The 11,905-nt window shown below is 37.1% G+C and carries 10 protein-coding genes; 5 read left to right on the forward strand and 5 right to left on the reverse strand.

All coding sequences use genetic code 11. The features are described 5' to 3' along the window. Nucleotides 1–275: DUF2721 domain-containing protein (locus ON09_RS18410; protein WP_010602539.1), on the forward strand; the 275-nt coding region annotated here is incomplete at its 5' end. A 28-nt stretch (nucleotides 276–303) separates the two neighbouring features. On the opposite strand, the gene ON09_RS18415 is transcribed toward ON09_RS18410, so the two are convergent. From ON09_RS18415 to guaB, 4 genes are all read right to left on the reverse strand, one after another. Next, nucleotides 304–768, reverse strand: a complete 465-nt coding sequence (locus tag ON09_RS18415) for a MaoC family dehydratase (RefSeq protein WP_010602540.1) — start codon at nucleotides 766–768, stop codon at nucleotides 304–306. A gap of 69 nt (nucleotides 769–837) precedes the next feature. Next, nucleotides 838–1,431 (reverse strand): LOG family protein, encoded by a 594-nt coding sequence (locus tag ON09_RS18420; protein WP_010602541.1) that lies wholly within the window; start codon nucleotides 1,429–1,431, stop codon nucleotides 838–840. Nucleotides 1,432–1,599: 168 nt separating this feature from the next. After that, the gene (locus ON09_RS26975; RefSeq protein WP_010602542.1) at nucleotides 1,600–4,179 is read right to left on the reverse strand and encodes a TonB-dependent receptor; all 2,580 of its coding nucleotides are present in this window, start codon (nucleotides 4,177–4,179) and stop codon (nucleotides 1,600–1,602) included. A gap of 715 nt (nucleotides 4,180–4,894) precedes the next feature. Then, the gene (gene guaB, locus ON09_RS18430) at nucleotides 4,895–6,364 is read right to left on the reverse strand and encodes an IMP dehydrogenase (RefSeq protein WP_010602543.1); all 1,470 of its coding nucleotides are present in this window, start codon (nucleotides 6,362–6,364) and stop codon (nucleotides 4,895–4,897) included. 220 nt (nucleotides 6,365–6,584) lie between these two features. On the opposite strand from guaB, the gene ON09_RS18435 reads away from it, so the two are divergent. From ON09_RS18435 to ppnP, 4 genes are read left to right on the forward strand one after another with little or no spacing between them, the layout of a single operon-like run. Then, nucleotides 6,585–8,591 carry a DUF3858 domain-containing protein gene (locus ON09_RS18435; RefSeq protein ID WP_010602544.1) on the forward strand — a complete coding sequence of 669 codons (2,007 nt, stop codon included), beginning with the start codon at nucleotides 6,585–6,587 and terminating at the stop codon, nucleotides 8,589–8,591. Then, entirely contained in the window at nucleotides 8,591–8,896 is a 306-nt protein-coding gene (locus tag ON09_RS18440; RefSeq protein WP_029204451.1) for a hypothetical protein, read from the forward strand. Before ON09_RS18435 ends, ON09_RS18440 begins: the two co-directional genes overlap by 1 nt. Next, a complete protein-coding gene (locus tag ON09_RS18445) occupies nucleotides 8,874–10,487 on the forward strand; it encodes a DUF3857 domain-containing protein (RefSeq protein WP_029204452.1) in 1,614 nt (537 codons plus the stop codon). Before ON09_RS18440 ends, ON09_RS18445 begins: the two co-directional genes overlap by 23 nt. A gap of 8 nt (nucleotides 10,488–10,495) precedes the next feature. Continuing rightward, nucleotides 10,496–10,777, forward strand: coding sequence for a pyrimidine/purine nucleoside phosphorylase (gene ppnP / locus ON09_RS18450; RefSeq protein ID WP_010602545.1), 282 nt, complete (start codon nucleotides 10,496–10,498; stop codon nucleotides 10,775–10,777). Between the two features lie 133 nt (nucleotides 10,778–10,910). Here ppnP and ON09_RS18455 read toward each other — a convergent pair. Then, the coding region (locus ON09_RS18455; RefSeq protein ID WP_010602546.1) for a M16 family metallopeptidase at nucleotides 10,911–11,905 on the reverse strand (995 nt) is incomplete at its 5' end.

Below are 11,905 nucleotides of genomic sequence, written 5' to 3' on the forward strand. Positions count from 1 at the left end.
GCTACCGATTGCGATTGATCAAAAACATGCAGGCTTTTGGGGTGTTGAGCTTTTGCCTTTGTTTGTTCTGCATGTTCTTTATTTATTTAGAATGGAATGTTATGGCCGAAATTCTATTTGCTTTGAGCCTGATATTTTTTATGATATCGTTGATTATCTCTTTAATCGAGATTCAAATCAGCACCAAAGCCCTTGAACTGGAACTCAGCACACTGGAAGAATTAGAAGAAGAATCACTTGGCGGATTCATCAAGAAAAAATTCAAAAAAGAATAACCTTTTTTATCTATTTCTGTGCCAGAAGTTAAGCTGTAATGAAGTGATACAAGAAAACCACTTCGCCTGTAAAAGCAGGTTTCTTCTGATTTTCAATTTCCATTTCTATGGCCATGTGAACTTTGGTCACACCACGCAAGTTCACAATTGAAGCCAACTTGGCTTTCAGTCTGATCTTGCTGTTAACCAAAACGGGTTGCGCAAACTTCAAACTTTCAATACCATAGTTAATTTCCATTTTTAGGTTTTGAATATCTACTATTTCTTTCCATAAGAATGGGATTAATGAAAGTGTTAAATATCCGTGTGCAATGGTACCGCCGAACGGCCCCTCATTCTTTGCCCTATCTTCATCGGTATGAATCCATTGATGATCGAGTGTAGCATCGGCAAATTTATTAATTTGTTCTTGCGTAATGGTATGCCATGATGAAACTCCAAGTTCCTTTCCTAAATATTGTTCGAACTCTGCGTGTGAAGTAATGATTTGCATTGGAAATATCTTTTCGCCAGTATTTACGATTGGCCGTGTTTAAAATTGTTTATATGAAATTAATAATTCTTAAGTTAAATTTCTATCCCTGAACCAAACTTCATCGGGAACGGCAGAAAAATGATCCATTTTATCAACAAGAACTTCGGCATCGGCTTCATTAAAAACCAAATCGCGGTTAGCTGATTTCAAAAATTTGCTTTGCACCATCATTTCCATCTGTGCAAACAAAGGATCGTAAAAACCATTTACATTTAATACGCCGATTGGTTTGTTGTGCAACCCCAACTGAAGCCAGGTAAGTACTTCAAAAAATTCTTCGAGTGTGCCAAAACCTCCGGGCAAAATAATAAAACCATCACTTAAATCGGCCATTTTTTGTTTACGCTGGTGCATATTTTCTGTGATAATCATTTCAGTTACCCCTTTATGCCCAACTTCTTTATCCATCAAAAACTGAGGAATTACACCTGTTACCGTACCACCAGCCTGCAAAATATCATCAGCGATTACACCCATCACCCCTACACTTCCACCACCGTAAACCATTTTAATGTTTTGTTTTACCAGAACATCGGCTAATTGTTTAATCGCTTTGCGCAATTCCGGGTCTCCATTAAAATTTGATCCGCAGTAAACGCAAACAGAATTAAGTTTATTCATTTAAAAAATTTTCACGAAGTTAAGATTTTATCAGCTTTCTGTAAATACTAATTCTACACAATGCTGTTACACCTTATTTGTTATCATCCTTAAATGCGATAAATAAACTCGTATAAAAAAAGGGTAGCTTCCACTACCCTTTCCTGACTATTAGATATGTGAGAGAAATTAGAAACTGTACCGGAAAGTTGCGCCGTAAGTTCTTGGATCACCAAGTACACCGGCGTATAAGCCAGAATTACCTGCAGCAGCCTGCAATTGTTCGTAATAATTCTTATTGGCAATATTTCTGCTCCATACAAATATTGAAAACTTATCTGACTTAAATCCTAACCGGGCATTCAATAACGAATAACCTTGAACATTTAACACACTTGATGGCGTAGGATTTGAAGAATAAGTTGAGCGATAACTCGCATCACCTGCAATAAAATAACGACCAGGTTTAGTGGCTAAGTTTCCTGGTGTACTAAACTCCACACCTCCAGATACGTTCCATTTAGAAATACCTGGCAATCGACCACCCGATGCATCTTTGAATGCCACTTGCGTAGCCACACCATTTATGATTTCTGTATGGCCAGTTTCTTCTAATGGAAGTGGCGCATTGGTAAAGGTTACATATTTACCATCAAGGTAGGCCAATGCCGCATTTAAAGTTAAAAATCTTTCTAATTGGTACGTTCCATCAATCTCTAAACCCTTTACATTTACCTTTTCAGCATTTGCCAGATAACCCCTGTTTACACCTAATTGCGGCGATTGAACATTTGTTTGATAATCTTTAATATCGGTATTAAATGCTGTAACATTTAAAATTGCACCTTTAATTGGCTTTGTTTTTAAACCCAATTCATAGTGCTCTACATATTCTGGTTTCACTACAGCTACTGATAAATCTGCTTGTCCGTTTGAGGTTGTTGGCAAACCACCCACATTTACACCTACCGGTTTGTAAGCCGTAGAAAAAGTTGCATAAGCATTTAACTTAGGCGTTGGGCGATAGGATACCGTAATATTTCCGGATAAATTGTTATTGTCAACATTAGTGGTAAACTGTTGATTGGCATAAACAGCCGCTTTAAGCGCTAACAATGCCGCATCAGTAGTTTGTAAACCGCCGTAAGTATTACGATCGTAATCCACATCTTTTTTGTCGTAGGTAAATCTCAGACCTGGTAACACGTGTAAGTTTTTTAACACTTCCCAGTCAACTTGTCCGAAAACCGCAGCACTTAAAGATTTAATTGTAGAGTTAGTTCTGATTCCGAACCCATCTAACAAACCTGGAGTTGAATATAAAGCCTGAGCGCCTGTATTAGCAGTTTGCACAAATCGCCACTGGTCTTTGCCTACCTCTTCCGTTTGACCTAAACCCTGCAAATTTTGTCCCAGCAAAAACACACCTACTACACCGCTGAGTTTTTCGGTGATGTTACCAGCATATCTAATTTCCTGCGAATACTGATCATGACGGGAATTGCCTTGTGATTTGGTTAATGCAGCCAATTCAGAAAAATCTCGGTCATTTGTAGGATCCCAATTCCAGAATCTCCATGCTGTAGTAGAAGTCAGGGTTCCGCCACCAATTTTATAATCAACGTTTAATGAAATTCCACCGATTGACTGGTTATGTCTCCATGGTGTATTGGTGTTAATTTCCCTCGAAAATGGATCGATTCTAGGTTGCTGATAACCTAAATCAGAAACAATTCTTGCGTATTGGCGATAAGCACTTCTTTCAGTTTGCGTAACTCCTGCAATTACCAAAGGGTACCCAGCCGGATGTTGAATGCTGACATCGCCACTTAATAAAACCTTGAGTTTATCCGAAGGTGTAAAATACAACTGTCCTTTAAAACCCAAATTGTTTTGTCCACTATACTTTCGTTCTTCCCGTGTATTCCAAATTGTACCATCGCGTTGCGTACCCGAAATTGAGATTTTTGCCGCCAGGTTTTTTGCTACACCGCCAGATACCGAAGTTTTGGCTTGAATGAAATTATAGTTTCCTACGCTCATTTCTACTTTTGCCGTTGGCGTTTGAGTTGGTTTTGTGGTGGTAATATTAAATGCACCAGCAGTTGTATTTTTACCAAATAAAGTCCCCTGCGGACCGCGGATAACTTCTATTTGTTCTATATCAAGAAAATCTGTGGAGGTTGCTGCCGGACGAGCATGGTAAACGCCGTCTACGTAAAAACCCACTCCAGGATCGATACCATCGTTGGTTAAACCAAATGTAGAGCCTAAACCACGAATGTTAAGAGTTGTATTTCTGGCATTTGAAGCATATAGTTGAACTGAAGGAACTAATTCCTTCAAACGGTTTACATTGAAAGCACCTGCATTTTCTGCAGCCTGACCGCCAATTACGGTGATCGGGATAGGCACATCCTGTAGAACTTCCGATCGCCTCCTGGATGTTACCACAATTTCATCAAGCTGGGTATCTTCTACTAAAGTCAATTCTATCGGACTTTCCTGGAGTTGTAAAATTTGAAAATCCTGCGGTTTATAACCTACATAGCTTACGCGGATATAAAATGGTGGTTGTTGCCGGGCATCAATGCTAAAAGCACCATTTGTATCTGTTATGGTCGCAATTTTAGTTCCCCTTACTGTAACTGTTGCGCCTGGTATTGTTGTGCCATTGGCACCTTTTACTATTCCCTTTACTGTATTTTGAGCGAATGTAGTACTTGCTGAGAGTATAATTGAAAATAAGATGAGTAAACTTTGTTTCATGATGATATAAAAATGTCTGGTTTAGATTTGATTATTTATCCGTTCGGAAATGTCTGATTTGGGCACTAAGCGTACAACAACAACATATTTCTAATTTTTGAGCGATCGGTTTCATGTTTAATTATATAAAATCTATGGATTTAGTCGACAAATATATTAAAAAAAAGCAACTGCCAAATTTTATTTTGCAATTAACTTTTTAAACTGGATTATTAATGACTTAATTTCTTCAATCGTTAGCTAACTCTATTAAATTTTGTAAACGTGTGATGTTTTTTTAGAAAAGCAATGGTTTAGTTTATTTAAATAAAACTTGGCTTTCTAATAATCTTCTATGATAAAGTTGTTAGCACTGACAGGCATGGTGTCTTTTGAATTTTAGTAACTTTTTAAAAATCGATAAAAACCGGATCGTGAACGAGGAAAATGCTGAGATTGTTCGGCGAAATGCATAAGCTATGGTACCTAAACCTGACAGCAGCGGCAGCCCCGAGTTTTTCTACGAGGGCTACAGCGGATGGCAGGACTGCAGTGAGCCATTAACGATAACGTTCATTTACAAAACATTATAATTTAGCTTTAAAAATAAAACGGGGTTATCTGTACTGATACCCCGTTTCTTTATTGCAATTAAAAAGAGATTTTCCGACTGTGGTCAAAATGACGGCTAAGCCCAAACCTTTATATTTTTTATTTTCTACTTTTTACTCTATACTTATCTCGTATAGTTTGGTGCTTCTTTCGTAATCGTAATATCGTGTGGGTGACTTTCACGCATACCCGCAGCCGTTATTTGAACAAATTGAGCTTCCTGCAATGCTTCAATGCTAGCAGCGCCGCAGTAACCCATACTGGCACGTAGACCACCGATATATTGATACATCACTTCAGCTAAAGTACCTTTGAACGGCACACGACCAACAATACCTTCAGGAACGAGTTTTTTGATATCATCTTCTACATCCTGGAAATAACGATCTTTGGATCCTTGCTCCATCGCTTCGATAGAACCCATTCCGCGATAAGATTTGAATTTACGTCCTTCGTAAATGATCGTCTCGCCCGGAGATTCCTCTACTCCTGCAAATAAAGATCCGGCCATTACTGTACTTGCACCAGATGCGATCGCTTTTGCAATATCGCCCGTATGTTTAATACCTCCATCGGCAATAACCGGAACACCTGTTCCTTTTAAGGCTTTGGCACATTCATAAACGGCATACAGTTGTGGAACACCCACACCTGCAATAATTCTGGTGGTACAAATCGAACCTGGACCAATACCTACTTTTACAGCATCAGCACCTGCATCTGCTAAAAACTTAGCAGCTGCTCCTGTTGCAATATTACCAACAATCACCTGCAAATCAGGGTATTTGGCTTTCACTTCTTTTAATTTATCCACCACACCTTTCGAATGCCCATGTGCAGTATCGATGGTAATTACATCAACACCAGCATTAACTAATGCATCAACACGTTGTAAAGTATCGGCGGTTACACCAACTGCAGCACCAACACGTAAACGCCCACGCTCATCTTTACACGCCACCGGGTAGTTTTTAACTTTTGAAATATCTTTGAAAGTGATTAAGCCACTCAAATAACCATCTTTAGATACAACAGGTAATTTTTCAATTTTATGATTTTGAAGAATTTCCTCTGCCTGAACCAATGTTGTTCCTTCAGGAGCAATGATTAAATTTTCTTTAGTCATTACTTCTGCAATAGGGCGCTGCATATTTTTTTGAAAACGCAAATCGCGATTTGTGATAATACCTACCAGTTTATTATCGTTACTTACCACCGGTATGCCGCCAATTTTATGCTCTTTCATGATTTTGAAGGCATCTGCAACAACAGCTGTTTCCAACAACGTAACCGGATCCTGAATCATTCCGCTTTCAGAACGTTTTACCTTACGTACTTCTTCGGCCTGTCTGTTAATGGTCATGTTTTTATGTAACATTCCAATCCCGCCATTTTGCGCAATTGCAATGGCAAGTTCAGCTTCTGTTACAGTATCCATTGCGGCAGAAATCAATGGAACATTAAGCTTAATTTTTTTAGTTAAGAAAGTGGCTGTATTTACATCGCGAGGCAGAATTTCAGAATATGCGGGCACTAAAAGTACGTCGTCATAAGTTAAACCTGTAGCAATAAATTTTGTGGAGTCGAGTTGCATAGCAAATAAATTACGATTTATTATTTGCCAGGCAAAGATACAAAAAATCCAGGAAAATGAAAGCGAAAATTACGATATAGCTAAATATTGAGATTGGCTGACAAATTGTAGACCTGGCTAAAAATATTTCAAATTATTTCTTTGTTAACAAATTAAATCTTTCAAAATGCTTCAAACTGATTAAGAATGTTTTTATTATTGTGTAACCAAACAAACTATAATGCGAAATACAGCTCTCAAAATTTTGATGGTAGCGCTTTGCGCTAGCTCAATATCTCTGCATGCTCAAACTAACCAAAGCCCGAAAAAAGAATTTAAATTCGGGAAAATAGAGCCATCAGAATTTTCTGCAAAGGCAATCGGTGTTGATTCTGCAGCATCAGCAATTAAATTATTCGATGTAGGCAACTGCTATTTCGAATTAAGCTCCTCTGGGGGTGGATTTGTATATGTTTTCGAAAGGCATATTCGATATAAAATCCTCAATAAAAACGGTTATGATCTCGCTAACTTTAAAATTCAATTGTATAAAAACAGTAATGCTGCAAAAGAGGATTTGAGTTCAATGGATGCTGCAACTTATAACATGGTTGATGGCAAAATGGTAATTAGCAAACTTAATAAGGATGCTAAGTTTACAGAAGAGTTTAACAAAAATTACAGTATTAAAAAATTTGCACTTCCAAACGTGAAAGAAGGTTCTGTGATCGAATTTAAGTACAGAATTAAGTCCGATTTTATTTTTACGCTACGGGGTTGGAAGTTTCAATCTGATATACCAACACTTTGGTCTGAATATAATGTGAAAATTCCAGAGTATTTAGATTACAAACACAACACGAGTGGTTATTACCGAATTGGACACCCAGTACATGAAACCATCAACGCTACCTACGTATCCGGTTTAACATCAACTGCTACGTACGATAAATATGTTATCGAAAATGCGCCAGCATTAAAAGATGAGCCTTTCGTAACTACCATGGACGATTATACACCAAGAATTTCTTTCGAGTTAAGAGGTACCAACTTCCCTCAGGATATCTACAGAGATTATAATGGCTCGTGGGGTAAGATTATTGCAGGCCTGGCCGAACGTGAAGATTTCGGTGCTTTCATCAACAAAAACAGTTTTGCAAAATCTGTTCTTCCCGGAATTTTGAAAGGAGAAAAGGACACTTTGTTATGTACAAAGCTTATTCTCAATTATGTTAAAAACAATATCAAATGGAATGACGATTATGACATTTATGCAAATGCCATCAATCCAAAATCGATATTTGAGAAGAAAACAGGTTCGTCTGCTGATATCAACTTATCTTTACTAAGCTTACTTAAAGAAGCCAAAATTATCGCCTACCCAGTATTATTAAGCACCAGAGAAAATGGTGAACATCCTGGCTACCCGGTTATTTCTGGTTTTAACAATGTAATTGGGGTGATACAAATCGGCGGAAAAACATTCTTTTTAGATGCCACAGACAAGGATTTACCTATCGGAATGATCAATAGCGAAAGCTTAAGTCATCAGGGATTTTATGTGGATTTAAAAAGCTATTCTGGCAATTGGATATCAACAGAACCAACCTGGGCAAATGAAAAAACATTTGCTTACAACTTATCTTTAAATAAAGAGAATAAGTTAGTTGGCCAGATCAACCAATATTCAAAAGGTTATGCCGCTTTGAGTTTGAGGGATAAATACCGCAAAACAAACAGTGAAAGTGAATTCCTGAAAAATTTCAAAAAAGATAAAACGGGTTTAGAATTGAGCAATTATAAAATTCAAAACCTGGATAATCTGGACGAGCTTTTAACAGAGTCGATGGATGTGGTTATTGAAGATAACGTGGAAGAAACAGGAAACCTGGTCTACTTTACTCCACTCCTTTTTGAACGCACAAAAGAAAATCTGTTCAAACACGATGAAAGAAAATTTCCGGTTGATTTTGCTTTTCCGTTTAAGGAAACTTACCGGATCACGCTGAACTTCCCTGAAGATTATGAGATAGATAAATTGCCAAAAGGTGGGGCTTACAAACTCCAAGATAATAATGGCGACTTTTCCATTTCTTATGTTACGCAAGGCAATGCATTAATGGTTAAAAGCGTAATTAACATCAATAAATCTTTGTATACACCAGAAGAGTATTTTGATTTGAAAGCATTATTTAAAGCTATTGTTGAGAAACAGGCAGAACAAATTGTATTAAAAAAGAAGGTATAATGAAGTATTTATTTTTAACCGGTCTGTTTGCTTTGGCTTTAATCAGATCTTCTGCGCAGGGAAATTATGATGTTGCGAAGATCCCAGAGGATCTCAAACGCGATGCCATTGTTGTTATTAGAAATGAGGAGCAATTTTTTGATATCAAATCTCTTGGATCAGGACAGTATGATTATAAAGTAGCCATTACCATCCTTAACAAGGCAGGCGATGATTTTGCAGAAATGGCAGAAGTATATGATAAGTTTTCGAGCGTATACAATATGAAAGCTACGCTGTACGATGCATCAAGGAAAAAAAATTAAAGATTACAAATCATCAGATATCAGAGATCAAAGCTTGATTTCTGATTTTTCAATTTTCGAAGATAATAGAATGAAGCTGTTAAAATTTGTAAGCTTAAATTATCCTTACACTATTGAATATAGCTATAGCAAAGATTACAAAGGATTGTTATCCTTACCATCATGGCGAGATTTGAAAGGTTTTGGCGTAGCAGTAGAGCAGTCTGTTTACACTATTCAGAAAAGCAAAAATTATCAGTTCAGATATTTAACAAGTGCAAATCTAAAAACTGACTCGGTTGCGATCGGCGAAAAAATTCAATATAAATGGAAAAGTTCAAAGGTACCTGCAGTGGTAAGCGAACCGTTGAGCATTGGTTTAGATAATATTTCATCCTGGGTAAAAGCTTCGCCAAATCAATTCGAGTACGATGGATCGACCGGAAATTTTAATAACTGGCAGAATTTTGGTTCCTGGATGTATAGTCTTAACCAAGGCGGAAATAAACTTCCGGATGCCACCAAAGCGCTGGTGCAAAACCTGATTGGCAACGCGAAAACACCTCAGGAAAAAATCCGAATTTTATACAACCATTTGCAACAAAATACCCGTTACGTAAGTGTACAACTTGGCATAGGTGGTTTCCGTCCTATTCTGGCAGAAAAAGTTGCCCAGGTAAATTATGGCGATTGCAAAGCTTTGTCTAATTATATGAAGGCTTTGCTAAACGAAGCTGGTATTGCTTCAAATCTTATTGTTATTGGTAATGATATGCCGAGTTTAAATCCTAATTATTCGAGTATGGGGCAGGCTAATCATATGATTTTATGTGTTCCGTTAGAAAAAGATACTACCTTTTTAGAATGCACCAGCCAGTACGACCCCATGGGATTTATTGGTTACAGCAATGCCGACCGAAAAGTACTGATGGTTACCGATAAAGGCGGAAAAATTATCACCACTCCTGCTTATCAGCCTAAGGATAATTACCAAATCAGGAAAACTAAAATTACCCTCGCTGAAGACGGGACAGGCATTTTAAATCTGAAATCTAAATATGCCAATGCGCAATTTGAAGAAAATCAACGTATGATGTTGCTAGAACCATCAGAACAAAGAAAAAGATTGATAGAAAATAGCAATATTCCTATCGATGAAATGATTAGTTTTAAATATGAACAGCCTGATAAAACTTTGCCCATCATCACCGAAGAGCTAAATTTTAAAACCAATCAGATTTTTTCTAAATCAGGAGAAAAGATATTTCTAACCATCAACCAGGTGAACAAACGAGAGCATGTACCGTTGAAGGTAGACAACAGGAAAACATTCTTCGCTGTTCCTTTTGGATATAATGATGAGGATGAAATTAGCTATACCTTACCTAAAGGTTATTCCGTAGAATTTATTCCGAAAGATATCAGCATCGTTTCAGAATTTGGTTCATACTCCGCCAAATTTGCAAATAAAGATAATACGCTTACCTACATTCGTACGCAAACCATGAATAATAAAAAGTATGCTCCGGAAAAATATAATGAACTGGTAGACTTTTATAAAAAAATCTTTCAGGCTGATAAACAGAAAGCGATTTTAACCAAAACTCTATAATACTTAGCATGATAAAAGAAAACACTTATTTTGAAGGAAATGTAAAATCTTTAGGCTACGAAACCAAAGAGGGAAAATCGACGGTGGGCATTATCAATCCTGGGGAATATAAATTTGGTACGGCACAAAAAGAGATCATGCATGTGATTGAGGGTGAATTGTTGGTGCTACTTCCTGAAACTGAAAATTGGGTTACGGTTGCCGCTGGCGATCATTTTACGGTACCTTCGAATGCGTCATTCAGCGTTAAAGCAGAAACACAAACAGCATATCTTTGTCAATATCGGTAACAAAAAAAGGAGCAGATTAAATTGCTGCTCCTTAATAAATACACTTAGTTCATCAATCACTTAAGAGTTACCAACTGTTAATTGCCAGTTGAAAATTGATTATGGCCCCTAAGAGTTGTGAATTAAAAGGATTCTATTTCTTTCCAACTACTACTTCTGTAAATTCTTCAGTAGTTAAATATTTCTTGGCTAAATCTCTTATTTCTTCGGCGGTGATACTTTTTACTTTATTGATGTACCGATCATAATAATCATAATCGAGACCAAAAAAGTGAAGATTTTTAAATTTATCTGCATGTGAAAAAATATTCTCCAAACTACCAAGCATCGACCCGAGCATATAGTTTTTAACCAGGGTTAGCTCTTCTTCTCCAACCAATTCGGTTTTTAATAACTCTATTTCTTTGTAAATTTCAATAAGTGCATCTGCACAAACCTCGGCACCTACCTCTGTTGCAATAAACAAATAACCAGCATCTTGCAGAGAAGAAATGCCAGATCCAATACCATAGGTATATCCCTTATCTTCTCTAATATTGTTCATCAACCTCGAGCCAAAATAACCGCCCAAAACCGTATTCAAAATCTGTAATCCAGGAAAATCTTCGTGTTTACGGTTTACCGCTATTTTACCAATTCTAATGGCAGATTGAATAGCTTCCGGTCTTTCCTTATAAACATATTGCTTATTTGAATCTTCAAATGTAAACTTATTTACAACCGCATCACAGCTTGCCCAATTATTTCCAAACTGCTGGTTAAGTAAATTTAAACTCTCCTCATCAAACTTTCCTGAAACAATTATAGTACAATTGTTCGGCGTATATGCCGCTTTAAAATAATCAACCAGGTCTTCCCTCTTCAGTTCATCATAATGTTTGGCCTGAATATCAACCCCATAAGCAGTGTTTCCAAATAGCGAATGGGCAAATTCTTTTCGAGATAAAATATCGTTTTTTTGAAGATTTACCTGTAGTTTTTGTTTTTGATTTTGAATATAGAGATCAAGTTCATGCTGTGGAAACTGACTATCGCTCAGCACGTTTTTAACTATGGGTAAAACCGATGCCAGATGTTTATTCAGGCTATAAAGCGTTACCGTTGATTGATCTTGCGCATACTCAGTTT

The organism is Pedobacter agri PB92 (genome assembly GCF_000258495.1).
In the GTDB taxonomy this organism is placed as follows: Bacteria; Bacteroidota; Bacteroidia; order Sphingobacteriales; family Sphingobacteriaceae; genus Pedobacter; species Pedobacter agri.

Coding starts and splice junctions, on each gene's coding strand:
- ON09_RS18415 (WP_010602540.1), bottom strand. CDS start 768: ATGCAAATCATTACTTCACACGCAGAGTTCGAACAATATTTAGGAAAG.
- ppnP (WP_010602545.1), top strand. CDS start 10,496: ATGATAAAAGAAAACACTTATTTTGAAGGAAATGTAAAATCTTTAGGC.
- ON09_RS18435 (WP_010602544.1), top strand. CDS start 6,585: ATGCGAAATACAGCTCTCAAAATTTTGATGGTAGCGCTTTGCGCTAGC.
- ON09_RS18445 (WP_029204452.1), top strand. CDS start 8,874: ATGCATCAAGGAAAAAAAATTAAAGATTACAAATCATCAGATATCAGA.
- ON09_RS18420 (WP_010602541.1), bottom strand. CDS start 1,431: ATGAATAAACTTAATTCTGTTTGCGTTTACTGCGGATCAAATTTTAAT.
- ON09_RS26975 (WP_010602542.1), bottom strand. CDS start 4,179: ATGAAACAAAGTTTACTCATCTTATTTTCAATTATACTCTCAGCAAGT.
- guaB (WP_010602543.1), bottom strand. CDS start 6,364: ATGCAACTCGACTCCACAAAATTTATTGCTACAGGTTTAACTTATGAC.
- ON09_RS18440 (WP_029204451.1), top strand. CDS start 8,591: ATGAAGTATTTATTTTTAACCGGTCTGTTTGCTTTGGCTTTAATCAGA.